Origin of the sequence: Enterococcus sp. NPDC086594 (assembly GCF_044746145.1) — a bacterium.
GTDB classification, from domain to species: Bacteria; Bacillota; Bacilli; order Lactobacillales; family Enterococcaceae; genus Enterococcus_D; species Enterococcus_D entomosocium.
The window spans coordinates 22,400-37,732 of record NZ_JBIVBP010000006.1 but is presented as its reverse complement, the minus strand read 5'-3'; the positions used below and the strand labels follow the sequence as shown (position 1 = coordinate 37,732).

Genomic DNA, 15,333 nt, shown 5'->3' with positions numbered 1-15,333 from the left:
ATGGATTGTTAAAGTATTATATCTTTGAACAATCCATTTCAACTTTTTAGAAATATGCGTAATTAGCTTCTCAATCCAATTCCTTTATTCACCAGGTAAAAACATATTTTATAAAGGATAACGATAAATCCAATAAGAAGAGACAATGAAATCACAATAGGAACATCAGTCGTTCCTAAAAACCCATATCTAAATCCAGAGATTATATACACTACAGGATTTATTTTAGAAACAGACTGTCAAAAAGGTGGGCGCATTTATATGGCATAAAAAACTCCACCCAAATATATAAGTGGCTGTAAGACAAAAGTTGGGACAATTGAGACATCATCATAAGATTGGGCAACCCCCCCGTTGATTAGACCGTCAAGTGAAAATAAGATTGCTGTCATTAATAATATGATGATTATAATAAGCCAAGAATGAACATGTAGCTGAAAAAAGAACAATGATATCAACGTAAGTGAAGACCCGACCAAGATACTCCTTCCAAGCCCTCCCACTATAAATCCCCAGATGATAATCGGTAGCCGATCTGCCTAAATTACTTAAATATTCTCTGTAAACTCTTAATTTCTCTTTAAACATGTTGTGCTTTAAATTAGCCCTATAGCTCCACCAAAAACCAAATATAGAAATTCCTAATGATATAATAGCTGCAATTGTACTTAAAGATGTCCAATTAAACCCTTCTTTACTCCATAACATTTTTTTTTAATATACAGCATAATCTATATTGTTATTATAGTTAGCAATCACTAAAAAAATAAATTTACTAAAAATAAAAACAAAAATATATACATTAATATCTTATACCAATTCCGTTTCCTTAATTTTCTTAAATAATTTCCCAAGAATATTACCTCCTCTGATTATTAACTTAATTATACTTAAATTAAGTAAAACAATGTTAGAAACCGCTTGGAAAATAATAAAGGTAAAACTCCACTCTCAAAGAGAGCATGACCAATTAAAAATCTTCAACGATTAATTTTGCGTATCAGTAATTCTTTCAGCAGAAATTTTTGACAGTACAATATAAAACATAACGCATCATTTGCAATAATTGGTGTTACATTTGGTGTTAATTTCTACACATCCAAACAAAAAAAGCCAGAAACACCTTCAAATAGGCATTTCTAGCTTAATCAATTCCATTACCCCACAGACCCTTCCATCTCATAACTAATCAACCGGTTCAATTCGACGGCGTATTCCATCGGTAATTCTTTGGTGAATGGTTCGACGAATCCCATGACGATCATTTCGGTTGCTTCGCTTTCGGAAAGGCCGCGGCTCATTAGGTAGTACAGTTGTTCTTCTGAGATTTTGGAGACTTTGGCTTCGTGTTCTAAGGACACTTGGCTGTTGTGGATCTCATTGAATGGAATGGTATCGGATTTCGATAGGTCATCCATGATGATAGTGTCACACTCGATATGGGAGATAGAGCCTGCGCTCTTCTTGCCGAAGGTGACTTGTCCACGGTAGTTTACTGCACCGCCGTCTTTAGAAATTGATTTTGAGACGATGGAGCTGGAGGTGTTTGGTGCATTGTGAATCATTTTTGCACCAGTATCTTGGATTTGGTTGGCACCTGCAAAGGCAATGGAAAGCATCGTGCCTCGTGCGCCTTTGCCATCAAGATACACACTTGGGTATTTCATGGTTGTTTTGGCACCTAGGTTGCCATCGATCCATTCAACGGTAGCACCTTCTAAGGCTTTGGCCCGTTTGGTTACTAGGTTGTAGACGTTGTCTGACCAGTTTTGAATGGTGGTGTAGCGGCAGTAAGCGTCTTTTAGGGTAAAAATTTCAACGATGGCTGCGTGCAAACTATTGCTTGAATAGGTTGGGGCGGTACAGCCTTCGACGTAATGAACGCTGGCGCCTTCGTCAACGATGATCAATGTTCGTTCGAACTGACCGGTATTTTCGGCATTGATCCGGAAATAGGTTTGCAATGGCACATCGACACGAACGCCTTTTGGTACATAGATAAAGGTACCACCTGACCAAACGGCTGAGTTCAAAGCAGCAAGCTTGTTATCGGTTGGTGGGACTAATTTTGAGAAGTATTGTTTGAACAGCTCAGGGTATTCCTTCAAGGCTGAATCGGTATCGGTAAAGACGATGCCAAGTTTTTCAAACTCTTCTTTCATGTTGTGGTAAACGACTTCTGATTCGTATTGGGCAGAAGCGCCGGCCAGGTATGCCCGCTCGGCTTCTGGAATACCAATGCGCTCAAAGGTCTCTTTGATTTTTTCTGGTACGTCATCCCAATCACGGGCAGGACGATCACTTGGTTTTTGGTAATATTTGATGGCATCAAAATCGATGTCAGACAGGTCTGGGCCCCAGTTTTGCATGGGCATCTTGTTGAAGGCTTCAAGAGACTTCAAGCGGAACTCAAGCATCCATTCTGGCTCTTGCTTGACCCGTGAGATTTCACGGACGATGTCTTCGGTCAATCCTTCGCCGGTACTAAAAACAGGCTGCACGTCATCGTGGAAGCCAAATTTATATTCTTCTAATTCGGGTACACCCATGGTTCTCACTCCTTTTGTAGTGCGGTTGTCTATTCGCTGGTTTCTTCAGTGTCAGATTCATTGGCGTGGCTGTGACTGACAGATGCTTGTGTACTGTCGGCAGCAATGGCTTTTTCTAATGCTTTCCAAGCTAAGGTCGCACACTTGATGCGTGCAGGAAACTTCGCCACACCCCCAAGCATGGAAGCATCTCCTAAGCGATCGCTTTGGGGAATGTCGTTTCCTTGAACGAGCTCAGAAAATAAGCCTGATAGTTCACCAGCTTCTGCTAGTGTCTTACCGATAATCGCATCTCCCATCATGGATGCACTGGCGGTACTGATGGAACAGCCTTCGCCAGTAAAGGCGATGTCTTTGATAGTGTCTCCTTCGACAGCGAGCTCCAAGTGGATCACGTCGCCGCAGGTAGGGTTATTCAATTCGACTTTGTACGTTGAATCATCCAAGGTGCCCCGATGATGTGGGTGGCTAGAATGATCTAGAATGACTTGTCGATACAAATTATCTAATTTCGTTAGTGCCATGTTGGAAAAACTCCTTCGTCAGCTTGATGGCGTCAACCAGTCGATCGGCGTCCTCTCTTGTATTATACAGGTAAAAGCTGGCCCGTGCAGTCGCTGGGACTTGCAAATAGGTCAAGAGGGGTTGGGCACAATGATGACCTGCCCGTACCGCGATGCCTTCCATGTCTAAAGCGGTGGCAACATCATGAGGATGGATGCCTGCTAGATTAAAGGCGATCACTCCCGTGCGTTTTGCTGCTTCTTGGGGACCATAGATGGTCAAACCTTCAATGGCTTGCAGTTTGGGCAAAACGTAGGCAGCTAAGTCTGCTTCATGGGCGTGGATGTTTTCTAAGCCGATTTCTGTTAAGTAATCGACCGCTGCACCTAAGCCGATCGCGCCGGCAATATTTGGTGTGCCCGCTTCAAATTTCCACGGCAGTTCTTTCCACGTGCTTTCTTGCAGATGGACAAAATCGATCATTTCACCGCCAAATTCGACGGGCTCCATTTGATCCAGCCATTGCCGTTTGCCGTATAAGACACCGATGCCAGTTGGTCCGCACATTTTATGGCCAGAAAAGGCATAGAAATCACAATCCAGTGCTTGGACATCAACTGCCATATGTGGAACAGCCTGAGCACCATCCACCACCATGACGGCTTGGTGCTGATGCGCCAATTTGGTTAGCTCTGCAATCGGATTGATCACGCCTAAAACATTGGAAACGTGCGCGATCGAAACGATGGCGGTTTTGTCTGTGATCTGTTTCTTGGCATCTTCCATGTCCAAGGTGCCTTCTGGTGTCAACTGGATATATTTCAAGGTAGCTTTTTTCCGAGCAGCTAATTGCTGCCAAGGGATGATATTGGAGTGATGTTCCATATAAGAAATCACGATTTCATCGCCTTTATTGACAAAACGGTCGCCGTAGCTGCGGGAGACCCAATTTAAACCAGTGGTCGTCCCTCGAGTAAACAGCACTTCCGCCGTTTCATTCGCATGGATAAAACGGCGAACTTTTTCTCGTGCGCCTTCATAGGAATGGGTCGCCCGTTCTGCGAGGGTATGGACCCCACGATGAACGTTGGCATTGTCTTGATGGTAATAATCGGTGATCGCCTGCAGCACCGCCTCTGGCTTTTGCGTAGTGGCGGCATTGTCGAGGTAGATCAATGGTTCGTCATTTACGAGCTGATCCAAGATGGGAAACGCTTGTTTCACTTTTTGGGCATCGATCATGCGAGCAACTTCCCTTCGATAACGGCAACCAATTCTTGTTGCACTTCTTTGACTGGGATCGCGGTCAAGACGGATCCTAAGAAACCACGAATCACCAAACGTTCCGCTTCTGCTTTGCGCAACCCACGACTCATCAAGTAGTACATTTCTTCTGGATCGACCCGTCCCACACTGGCTGCGTGTCCGGCTGTTACTTCGTGCTCATCGATCAAAAGGATTGGGTTAGCATCGCCACGAGCCTGGTCAGAAAGCATTAAGACTCGGCTTTCTTGTTGCGCGTCCGCCCCTTTGGCTCCTTTTAAAATGTGTCCGATACCGTTAAAGGTTAAGACGCCGCGTTCTCTGATAACGCCGTGTTGCAGGATATGACCAATGGAATGCGGTGCTTTGTTGGTTACGCGGGTATCGATCCCTTGTGTTTGGCGTCCAGCACTGATTGCGACCGCTTTGACTTCCGAATGCGCGCCTTCGCCTACAAGATCAGAATCAAAGTCTGCCACGACGTCGCCTTCATTCATGACTCCGATCGCCCAATCTACCATCGCATCTCGTAATACGTAGCCGCGACGATTCATGTACGTAGTAATGTTGACACCTAACTGATCAATCGCAGAGAATTTGACCTTCGCGCCTGCTTTGGCAATTACTTCCACTACGATATTGCCTGACAGTTTTTTCGCTTGTTCGCCTTTGGTTTGGAAACGTTCCAAGTAGCTGAACTCACTGTGCTCATCAGCAACGATCAAAATGTGTTTGAAGAAATGCGCTTGGCTATTGCCATTGTGGTAGAAAATCGCTTCAAGGGGTTCTTCGATCACCACGTTTTTTGGTACATACAAGAACATGCCGCTATTCATAAACGCCGCATGTGCTGCGGTCATTTTGTCTTCGTCCATTGGCACTGCTTTGGTCATGTAGTATTGATTGACCAACTCTGGTACTTCTTTCATTGCTGTAAACAAGTCGGTAAAGATCACGCCTTTGTCGATCAACTCTTGCGGTAATTGCTCAAAGATCGTGGTGTCATCGAACTGAACGAGGGTCGGATGGTTATCCATCGCGTCAAAGGCGGGAACTGCGCCTGCCACTTCTTCTTCTGACAAAGCGTACTCACCAGCAAGTGCTTGTTCGTCGATATTGAACAATGGCCAACGCTCGTAACGCACCCGCTCGATTTTTGGAAACGCAAGTTCATCCACTTTCGCAAGGGCTGCTTGGCGTAATTCCAACATCCATTCAGGCTCTTCTTTTAACGCTGAAAAAACGTTGACTTGTTCAAGATAATCCTGTAATTTTGCCATTTACCTTGCCTCCTTACGCTTCTTCTTCTTTGTAGTCGATCCCTAACTCTTTACTGATCCCAGCATAGCCTTCTGCTTCTAGGCGTTTGGCTAAGTCTGCCGAACCGGTCATCACGACACGGCCTTCCATCATGATATGAACCACGTCTGGTGTGATGTAGTTTAACAGACGTTGGTAATGGGTGATGATCAAAGCGCCAAAGCCTTCGCCCCGCATTTCATTGACGCCTTTTGCTACGACTTTCAAGGCATCGATATCTAGACCAGAGTCGATCTCATCCAAAATCGCAAAGGTTGGATCTAGCATCAACAATTGCAAGATTTCATTTCGTTTCTTTTCTCCACCAGAGAAGCCTTCATTCAGATAGCGTTCCGCCATTTCTTCGGGCATATTCAATAAATCCATTTTTTCATCTAATTTTTTCAAGAAATCCATGACAGAGATTTTGTCGTCTTCGTCACGTTTGGCATTGATCGCTGCCCGCATGAATTCTGCATTGGTGATGCCTGGAATTTCACTTGGGTATTGCATCGCCAAGAACAAACCTAAGCGAGCTCGCTCATCCACTTCCATTTCCAAGACGTTTTCGCCGTCGAACAAAATTTCTCCTTCTGTCACTTCATAATTCGGGTTGCCCATGATGGCAGCGGACAAGGTTGATTTCCCTGTACCGTTTGGTCCCATGATGGCATGGATCTCTCCAGTTTTTAACACTAAGTCAACGCCTTTTAAGATCTTTTTATCTTCGATTTGGACGTGTAGATTTTTGATTTCTAAAACTGACATTTCTTTCCCTCCAGTATCTTTTCTTTCTCACTATTTTAGACTAATTGAGAATGAACTTCAAACGCTATTCCCGACTTTTTTAAAATATTTCTAATCTGTACATTGGAATTATTATAAAGTATTACATAGAGATAGTACATGGTTATTGTTCAGAAAGTCGACTATTTTTGAAATTTTACTTTTATCTTTCAACTATCTTCTTTTCTCTATTGTTGAAACCTTGTATTCTTAGGAAATCAAAGTGAAGGACCCTCACTCGTTTTTTGTGAGGGTCCTTCACTTTTTCCATCCTGCTGTTTTTTAACTATAATGGAAAATTAAAGTTCATCATAAAATGCTGTGCAACGTTAATCAGTTCTTTTTTTGATAGTTTCCCTAAAATTTCAATCTTTCTACCGCCACGCTCGGAATAATCTAGCGTATAAACTTGCTTTGTATTTACTTTACTCCCAGGTTTCAATTTGTCGTGTTGAATATCGACAAAGTAAGGACGCTTCCGATCTGTACTCGTTATTGGACAAACAATGATCAAATTTGAGGTGTAACTGTACTCATCCCTGCTGATGACTAAAGCAGGCCTGCGCTTTTTGATTTCACTCCCTTTCGAGGGATCAAAATCAATAAATACAAGAGTCCCTTGTTCGAGCCTATTCATCAAGCAGCCTGCCTTCAACAATAAAATCAGCAGCTAGCATATCTTCTTCATCAACAAATTCTTTCTCTTTCGCAGCTAAAAAATAATCATCGATCTTAGGAATCAAGGAAATCGTACCATCGTCTTCTTTGCTGATAAAGTAGGTCTTACCAGCAGGAATCTCAAACTTACTTGCTAGCGTGACCATTACCGCATTTCCTTGCTTTCTTGTTTTCACTGTATCCAAAACAATCACCTTTCCTTCATAACATATATAGTCTATTTTACCACGTAATTACTGTAATTACAAAATACAGCTAGGAGAGCAGCCCTTTTTTTACTAGGTACTTTACTATACGCAAAATGCATCTGATCAATCATCAACAACGAAAGAGGACACGAAAAAATTTCGTATCCCCTACCTTCACTTCTGCTGTGCCCATTCTTCTCGCAAGATGCCATACTTGATGGAATCATAATAGGTGCCTTCCCAGAAACGGACTTTGCGGATTTGGGCTTCTTTGGTCATCCCTAGCTTTTCTCCTAGTTTCATCATGCGGTGATTACCGGACCACGTGGTGTACCCGACTCGCTGGATATGAAGCTGTGATTCAAACAACTCATTGATCCACTGGCGAATTGCTTGGCTGCCAATGCCTTGATTCCAAAGGGAAGCATCATAGATGGCTATCCCGAATTCCAACCACTGCTGCAAGGTATTGTCTTCCCAATAAGCGGTCGCGATTCCTACGATTCTACCTTGATAGCTGATCGTTTTACGTAACGGATTATCGATACAGCTAGCGCCAAACCCCGTTCGAAATTCTTCCCACGTCAACACGGGGTCTTGGAAATACGGTCCGTCCCATTTTTTCCATTCTAAATCTGCCTTAGGCCCATAGCTGATCGACCAAAGTTCAGCAATCATTTCTTCCGTAATCGGTTGAAGTGTGACTGTTTCTGCCATCTTCATCCCCCCCCTTTCTCCTAAAAAAAGTCGTCTCCTTTATTCGTAGACGACTTTCTTTCTATTTTATCTGAAATTTCCGTAAATTTAAATAAAGGAGTCCGAAAAAAAGGACTGGAAAAAGAGTAAAGCCAAATTGCGGCTTCAAAATCAAGGCGACAAAAACGGCAACAAACAAACAGGTTGCTAACAAACTAACAGGCCATTTTTTCAAAGTGAAAAAAAGTGCGGTACGCAGGACATCTTTCTTAGCGGCTTTTGGATTACGCACTTGGAAGTACCACGCGTTGATACTAAGAGCTATGGAAAGCATCCCTAACAAAAGAAAGAAAGGAACGAGCCATTTACCACTTTCAAATTGAACCGCAAACAGAATATCCACGATCGCAATGACACTTCCCAGCCAGCCGATGAGCCAATAGAGAAACCCGCGCACGGCAAAGGTTCGTAAAAAGTAGCAGAAATCTTTTACTGGATCGATGTCTTTGTGTTCTGCAAAGCGATCGATCGCAGCCAGGAGGCTGATCATGCTTGGACCAATCAGCAAGAGTGCCAATGCAAACCAAAGGAGGTTTCTAGGATCGACTGCCAAGAACATTGCCGTGAGGGTGTAGGGTGTATTCACGACCCAAAAACTGATATTCAGGGCAAAGCCAATATATAGCCAGCGGAAGATCCGCATGTAAAGATTGTTTTCAAAGGTAGGTTTGGTAAACATGATTGATCACCTCAATTTTTCATTCCCGAAGTAGCGATTCCTTCTACGAAGTATTTTTGCATTGCTAAAAAGACGATCGCCACTGGCAAAATGGAGACCACAGATGCTGCCATGATCAGGGCATACTCGGCATCATATAAGCCGACAAACATTTTCAACCCTAACTGAATGGTTTTGTTTTCGGTTGAGGAAAGGTAGATAAATGGTCCCATATAATCATTCCATGTATTGACGAAGGTGATGATGGTCAGACTCGCTAAAGCGGGCTTCGTCAGTGGTAGAATGATTTTTCGATAGATCCCCCACTCACTCAAGCCGTCGATCCGCGCACTTTCACACAATGAGTCAGGAATACTACTATAGTATTGTTTCAACAAAAAGACCCCAAAGGCACTGAAGGCTTGTAAGAGGACCAAAGACCAAAGCGTGTCTGTCAGCCCGAACTGGCGCATCATGATGAACTGAGGAATCATATAGGATTGCCAAGGAATCGCAATCGTACCGATGTATGTCAAAAACAACAGGTCGCGTCCTTTGAAATGCATCTTCGAAAACCCATAAGCCGCAAAGCTAGAGGTAAACAGTTGGATCAAGGTAATGATGACGCTCAAAAATGCTGTGTTCTTGAAAAAAGTCAGCAAAGGTATGCGATCCCAGATCACCGTATAGTTTTCTGGGTGCCAACTTTTTGGAATCCATTGGATCGGTACGCTAAAAACATCGTTATTGGTCTTAAAAGAAGCAGAGATCATCCAAAGAAACGGGATCAGTGTCACTAACGCGAGAAATGTTAATAAGAGAATCAAGGAGACACTGCCGATCGACAGCTTGGCTTTTTGTTTTGGTTTGGCTTGAACATTCTTTTTACTCAGTGTATTTTCCATCTGTACTCCCTCCTTACACCCGTTCTTGTCTTTGGTTCCACTTAAACTGGATCACCGTGATGCCCAAAACGATCACAAACAAGACCATGGCGATCGCAGACGCGTAACCAAAATTAAATTTCACAAACGCTTCGTTGTAAATTTGATACACCAAGACATTGGTGGCTCGACCGGGTCCGCCGGCAGTCATGACTTGGACCAAATCGAAGATCTTGAAACAGTTTATGACCAGCATGATCGAAACAAAGAAGGTCGTTGGTCGTAAGGACGGCAACGTCACGTTGCGAAACTGCTGCCACTTGTTGGCCCCATCGATCGAAGCCGCTTCATACAATTCCTTTGGCACACTTTGTAGCCCTGCCAAGTATAAGATCATGTAATACCCCATGCCACGCCAGACGCTGACTATGATGATCGCCGTCAAAGCCCAATCAGAGCTGGAGGTCCAACCAGGAGGATTTTCAATAAAAAATTTCAAAAACTGATTGATTGGTCCCATCGTTGGGTGAAACAACATGTTCCACACGACAGCGATCGCAACTAACGAGGTGACATAAGGAAAGAAGAAGGCAGTACGGAAAAACTTCATTCCACGTACTTTTTTATTCAATAAAATCGCTAAGCCTAAGGAACATACTAACGTTAATGGAACGACGCCAATCGTATAGAGAAAGGTGTTCTTTAACGAGATCCAAAAGGTGTCGTCCCCTAGCATTTTGCTGAAATTTTTCATTCCCACAAATTCAGGCGAACTAAAGGAATCCCATTCCATGAAAGCCAGAATCAATGAGAACACAACTGGCACTAAGGTAAATAAGAAAAAGCCGATAAAGTTCGGTGCAATAAAAGACAGCGCGGTTAGCGTATTTTTGCGTTTCAACTTATTGGCTGCTTTTGATTTTGAGGTTATTTCCATATTTGTCTCCTGCTGCTTGCCAGCAGGCCCCCTTTCATTAATAAAGAGAAGGAACTTTTTTGCCCAAGTCCCTTCTCTCGTTAGGACTATTCGGTTTCAGATTTCACCCTTTTTTCCATATTCGCAATGCCTTCTTTTGGTGTTTCATCCCCTACAAGGATCAAGTCATGTTCTTCTTGCAAGATTTTGTCGATCGCTGGTCCATTTTCATCGACAGGAAACTCGATCGCGACGGTTTCTGGATTGAAGGCTTTTTTCGATACTTCATCGGCGGGCATGCCTTCACGGGAGAAGTAAAGTTCATCAATGGCATCAGTCTTATACGAAGGAACGACACCGACTTCTGCTAATACTTTGGCGCCTTCTTCACCGGAACAAAAGTCTAAGAATTTTTGCGCAGCTTCTTGATGTTTTGAATTTTTATTGATGGCAAAAGCAGTCGGAGAACCAAATGTCGTTACTTCCCCTTTTTCATTTTGCGGCATTTCCGCAATGCCCCACTCGACATCTGTCTTGCCATCGTCGATATTGGTCATCAATGCACCCATATACCAAGTTCCCATGTACATCATGGCTGCTTTTTCATTTTCAAATTGTGATTGATACGTAACTTTCGTTGATTTTGCTGTCCCAAAGTCCATTTGTGCTTTATCGTCTTGCATCCGCAATGCACGATCATAATATTCTTCTAAGTAGTCGTATTGAGGATCGATCAAGTTGACACCATTTTGAGCAGCTGCAATCGCTTGAGTAGTAGAACGCCATGTGTGTTGATACGCACCATAAATTTGTTCGTCTGGTTTTGTTAGCTGCTTGGCAAGCTCCTCATATTCGTCCCAGGTGATGTTCGATGGGTAGTCTAAGCCTGCTTCATCGAACATTTTTTTGTTATAATATAAGACCCAAAAATCCGTCCGATACGGTTGTGCATAGGTTTTGCCTTCTACGTCATACATGTCATAGCTTTCTTGCGCTGGGGCAATATCCAATGATCCGATATGGTCGGTGAGATCCACCAATTGGTCCCGCAACGCATAATTAGAGTAAGAAAGTAAATTTTTCATGGTCAAAATATCTGTCGTATCTCCGGAAGAGAGCATGGTCGTCAGTTTGGTATCATAATCATCTGAAGCAATATCGACAGGCTCAACGGTAATGCCCGGATTCGCTTCTTCAAAGGCACGGAATAGTTTTTCGAATTCAGGTGTCGTATCGTAATTCCAAGTGGTTACGGTCAATTTGATATCGCCATCTTCAGAAGCAGCGGAATCATCTGTCGCTCCGCCTCCACAGGCTGCCAAAGCTGCGATCGTCCCAAACATCGTTGCTGCTAATAAACCTTTTTTCAAAAAGTGCATGTTCATTCCTCCATTAAACATTTTTTTAAAGGGTCGCCCCTAAAACTACCAATAGGAATACCAACTTTGTGACACCCGCATCAGCGCTTCCATGTAATAATAATCGCCCCAGATCATGCATTCATCGACCCCTTTGAGGGAATTCTTGTCATAAACCCCATGCATCAAAAGTCCGTTTGATTCGGGATGGTCGATCGTTGTATAGTTTTGGGCTAACGACGCCAAGATCGCCAAGGCGTTTTCCTGATAGGCGGCTTGGTTTGGCTGCGTGATCGGTAAATGTTTCGCCAGTTCTAGCAAGCCACAGACTGCGATGGCGGCGGCCGAACTATCCCTTTCTTCTTGACTACCATCGTTAAACACTAAATCCCAATAACTGACCTTGTCCGCCGGTAATTCAGCAATAAAGTAATCCGCAAGGTCTTGAGCAGTCTTCAAGAAACTGGTATCACCGGTGTAAAGGTAACTCAGCGTAAATCCGTAGATTCCCCACGCTTGCCCTCTCGCCCAGCAGGAATCATCGGCATAGCCTTGTTGGGTATTGCCGCCGATCGCCGCTCCAGTTTCAACGTCGAAGTAATAGGTGTGATACGTCGTGGCGTTGTCTCGCACGATGTATTTCTGGGTCTGCTTGGCATGAGCATAGGCTGCTTGTTTGTAGGATTCATCCCCCGTCATTTGGGAAGCAAAATACAATAGCGGCAAATTCATCAAGCAATCAATAATGATGCGCCCCCGTTGTTGCGGATCATCGAGATTGCCCCACGCTTGAATGATCTGGGCTTTGGGTGAGTAACGGACCATCAATAGATCGGCGGCGGCAATCGCGAGTTTTTTCGAAGATTCCCGTCCGTTCACTCGATAGTCGGCAATCGCAGTCAAACTATACAAAAACCCGATATCATGGGTTTCTAGTCCAATTCTTTGGTCCAATCGTTCTTGGAAAGAGTGCAGTTGTTTTTCGATGGTTTCATCAAATTCTGTTGATCCCGTCAGTTCTTTACTCAAAAACAACATGCCAGTCCAAAAACTCGCCGTCCAATCATGGTTGGCTTCTGGTCGATAGACAAGCTGTTCACTTGCTGCAGGTGGGACCAACGTGTCAAAGGTCTTAGTATTCTTTCTTACTTGATTAACGGTGAAGTCGATTTGCTCGGCTACCCATTGTGATAGCTGTACGTCATAGCTGGTTTCCATTTTTTCCTCCTATTCGCTCAACCTGGATCATATGTCCGGATTGATTGATCGTAATGTTGTTTGTTGTCACTTCGACGGTCACTGCTTGTTCTTGTTCTTGTGGAAGCAAGCCGGTGACGAGGGAAACGAACAGGTGCTTTCCTGCTTGTCGTTGAGCAGTTAGATACGGCAGCCACGTTGCAGGATACAAGAGGTTCGTATTTGGCTCCGTTCGTAAGACATCGCTCGTTTCATAGCCAGCGATTGCCTCGATTTTCGAATAGCCGATCGATGTTCGTACCGCAGCGCTGCTTGTGGTTTTTTCAGTGATGGCAGTTGCCTCTTTCGGTGATGAAAACCCACCCTCATAGAAAGAAAGGGCGCGCTGAGAATTGATCTCATGAATGCGAAGGTGACTGCCTATCAGTGGAATGATTGTTGTTTTTATCTGGACGTCTTCCCATGGATTCCATTCATGAATGATCCGATCAGGTAAAAGCTGATACTGGCGATCCAATCCTTTGGTGCGAAAGTAATGGTCATCTTCTGATAAAGCCAATGTGTTGTCATAATTTCCTTCATAAAACCAATAATTGCTCTTGGGCACGCTATTGCCAAACGTCGTTGAGTAGACAAATTTGCTATATTTGCTGCTGGCATGACTTTGATAGTTGATACATTGTCCTGCAGGAAACATCAAGGCATGCGTCAAGTCTTGATTGTGTTGATAAAAGTTCTTACTGATGGGATGAGCCAGTGTTCTTTCAGTGATCACTAATGGCGTTGGGGTGGCTTGCCAATAGGGATGCTCCTTTGGTACCGCTAACAAAAGAAAGGTTTTTAACGCCCAATAAGGTGAACCTGGTGCATTGTAGCCTTCGGCAAAGATCAGATTCTGGTACGAATAGCCGACCGTCAGTATCCCTTCGGAAGTAAAAATGTCTTGCTGCATCCACTGATGCAGGTGACGACTGATCAACCCTTTGATCTCTCCCCATGGCAATGCTTCAACATCCGCAAAAACCAATGCGCTGAAGAAAGAAACTTGCGCAAAGCGATACGTCAAACTTCGACCAAAAGGAACGGCAGCTCCACCTGCTGCAAACCAATGCTTGAAGGTTTGAGCAAACTCGGTGGCTCGTTGTTTGAACTTCCTTCCCCTTTCAAGATCCTCAGGGACAAATCGACAGTACAGAAGACTATAGTAGTGGATCGCAAAAGATACATAGTAATCGATTTGAGTGGCTACTCCGTCACAGTACCATCCTTCCCCTAAATAAAAGGTCTCGATCAATGCCAAGTCAGCATCGATCTTTTCTTGGGAAAAGCTGCTGCCACAACGCTTCATGGCTACATTGACGAGAACCCGAAAGAAATGCCAATTGTTTGCGGGAATTTCTCGTTGATTGACTTGGATCAACCACGCATGGAGATTATCTTTTTGGCGTTGGGATAAAACATCCCACGTTTTTTCCTTGTTTAATAGTAAAAAGGTACTTAGCGAAGCCATTTCCACGATTCGTTGGTCGAAGTCTTCCACAACACCCCAATAATCGGGACTCTCTGGATCGGTACCCGCAATAATTCCTGAGAGATAGGTTTCCATGAATGAATCTTCTTGCTGGGTTAGATAAGGCGCGAGTCCCCAAAGCGGTCGCAAGAACGCTTCAAGTTCCTGTACCTCTTTCTCATAGACAGTCCCATGGCTGCCTAAAGCCAAATGACCAGGACGACTGCTTGCAAAAGCGGGTTTGAGTTGATCCATGATCGTTTTGAAGCCGGCTGCTACATCTTCATAACTTTCAAATTTATTCTTTTTCAATTGCTGCAGCTTCTGTGATTGCATCCGCATCCTTCCTTTCAATCAATGTCGCTTTAATAAAACCATAATATTCTCCGTAGACCGTCACCACATCTTGCAGTTTCAGTTGTTGACTTTGTTCATTGAATACTTGGTACTGTCCAGCCGCTGTTTCTAGAATAAATCGATCCCCTTTCTCAATGTCTGCTGTTTTCGCATCACTCTTTACGATGGTGCCAGATAGCTTCACGAATTCATGCAACGGGACGACACCTTGCGAAAAATCTTCGTCAGAATAACAAAGCGCTCGTTCTTTTAATTGCTTTTCGCTGCTTTGGGAAAATGCTTGCGTCTGCGTTGCTTCATTTGGAGAACAAGCAGTCAACCCCATAAGTAGACCCAGGATAAATAACGAATTAATCCACTTCATTCATGCCACCCTCATTTTTAAAACGCTTTCTTCATTTCAAATCATACTTTTTTTTAGGAAAATAAT

Annotated in this window: 15 protein-coding genes and 1 pseudogene; all 16 read right to left on the bottom strand. The window is 43.8% G+C overall.

All coding sequences use genetic code 11. The features are described 5' to 3' along the window. Positions 1-62: 62 nt before the first annotated feature. A pseudogene (locus tag ACIPK1_RS10450) lies at positions 63-524 on the bottom strand (ABC transporter permease); the annotation flags it as partial. Between the two features lie 633 nt (positions 525-1,157). Then, positions 1,158-2,549: a Fe-S cluster assembly protein SufB gene (gene sufB, locus ACIPK1_RS10445; RefSeq protein WP_005232103.1), complete on the bottom strand. Its 1,392-nt coding sequence runs from the start codon at positions 2,547-2,549 to the stop codon at positions 1,158-1,160. Positions 2,550-2,578: 29 nt separating this feature from the next. Further along, the gene (sufU, locus tag ACIPK1_RS10440; RefSeq protein WP_005232105.1) at positions 2,579-3,073 is read right to left on the bottom strand and encodes a Fe-S cluster assembly sulfur transfer protein SufU; all 495 of its coding nucleotides are present in this window, start codon (positions 3,071-3,073) and stop codon (positions 2,579-2,581) included. Further along, a complete protein-coding gene (locus ACIPK1_RS10435) occupies positions 3,051-4,295 on the bottom strand; it encodes a cysteine desulfurase (protein ID WP_005232108.1) in 1,245 nt (414 codons plus the stop codon). The genes sufU and ACIPK1_RS10435 overlap by 23 nt, the downstream gene beginning before the upstream one ends. After that, positions 4,292-5,596: a Fe-S cluster assembly protein SufD gene (sufD, locus tag ACIPK1_RS10430; RefSeq protein WP_005232110.1), complete on the bottom strand. Its 1,305-nt coding sequence runs from the start codon at positions 5,594-5,596 to the stop codon at positions 4,292-4,294. The genes ACIPK1_RS10435 and sufD overlap by 4 nt, the downstream gene beginning before the upstream one ends. Before the next feature lie 13 nt (positions 5,597-5,609). Continuing rightward, positions 5,610-6,383, bottom strand: coding sequence for a Fe-S cluster assembly ATPase SufC (gene sufC / locus ACIPK1_RS10425; RefSeq protein ID WP_005232112.1), 774 nt, complete (start codon positions 6,381-6,383; stop codon positions 5,610-5,612). A 304-nt stretch (positions 6,384-6,687) separates the two neighbouring features. Continuing rightward, positions 6,688-7,038, bottom strand: a complete 351-nt coding sequence (locus tag ACIPK1_RS10420; protein WP_005232114.1) for a type II toxin-antitoxin system PemK/MazF family toxin — start codon at positions 7,036-7,038, stop codon at positions 6,688-6,690. Next, positions 7,031-7,255: a type II toxin-antitoxin system PemI/MazE family antitoxin gene (gene mazE, locus ACIPK1_RS10415; RefSeq protein WP_233499125.1), complete on the bottom strand. Its 225-nt coding sequence runs from the start codon at positions 7,253-7,255 to the stop codon at positions 7,031-7,033. Before mazE ends, ACIPK1_RS10420 begins: the two co-directional genes overlap by 8 nt. A 186-nt stretch (positions 7,256-7,441) precedes the next feature. Next, positions 7,442-7,984: a GNAT family N-acetyltransferase gene (locus ACIPK1_RS10410; protein ID WP_101698816.1), complete on the bottom strand. Its 543-nt coding sequence runs from the start codon at positions 7,982-7,984 to the stop codon at positions 7,442-7,444. Between the two features lie 61 nt (positions 7,985-8,045). Continuing rightward, a complete protein-coding gene (locus ACIPK1_RS10405) occupies positions 8,046-8,702 on the bottom strand; it encodes a DUF624 domain-containing protein (protein ID WP_101698815.1) in 657 nt (218 codons plus the stop codon). Between the two features lie 11 nt (positions 8,703-8,713). Continuing rightward, positions 8,714-9,586: a carbohydrate ABC transporter permease gene (locus ACIPK1_RS10400; RefSeq protein ID WP_101698814.1), complete on the bottom strand. Its 873-nt coding sequence runs from the start codon at positions 9,584-9,586 to the stop codon at positions 8,714-8,716. A gap of 13 nt (positions 9,587-9,599) precedes the next feature. Then, positions 9,600-10,502: a carbohydrate ABC transporter permease gene (locus ACIPK1_RS10395; protein WP_005232126.1), complete on the bottom strand. Its 903-nt coding sequence runs from the start codon at positions 10,500-10,502 to the stop codon at positions 9,600-9,602. Positions 10,503-10,588: 86 nt separating this feature from the next. After that, on the bottom strand, positions 10,589-11,860 hold the full coding sequence (locus ACIPK1_RS10390) for a sugar ABC transporter substrate-binding protein (protein WP_101698813.1): 1,272 nt from the start codon (positions 11,858-11,860) through the stop codon (positions 10,589-10,591). Positions 11,861-11,905: 45 nt separating this feature from the next. Then, positions 11,906-13,057 carry a glycoside hydrolase family 88 protein gene (locus tag ACIPK1_RS10385; protein ID WP_074535300.1) on the bottom strand — a complete coding sequence of 384 codons (1,152 nt, stop codon included), beginning with the start codon at positions 13,055-13,057 and terminating at the stop codon, positions 11,906-11,908. Beyond that, on the bottom strand, positions 13,041-14,882 hold the full coding sequence (locus ACIPK1_RS10380; RefSeq protein WP_101698812.1) for a DUF2264 domain-containing protein: 1,842 nt from the start codon (positions 14,880-14,882) through the stop codon (positions 13,041-13,043). Before ACIPK1_RS10380 ends, ACIPK1_RS10385 begins: the two co-directional genes overlap by 17 nt. Then, on the bottom strand, positions 14,845-15,267 hold the full coding sequence (locus ACIPK1_RS10375; protein WP_074535302.1) for a hypothetical protein: 423 nt from the start codon (positions 15,265-15,267) through the stop codon (positions 14,845-14,847). The genes ACIPK1_RS10380 and ACIPK1_RS10375 overlap by 38 nt, the downstream gene beginning before the upstream one ends. Positions 15,268-15,333: the final 66 nt, after the last annotated feature.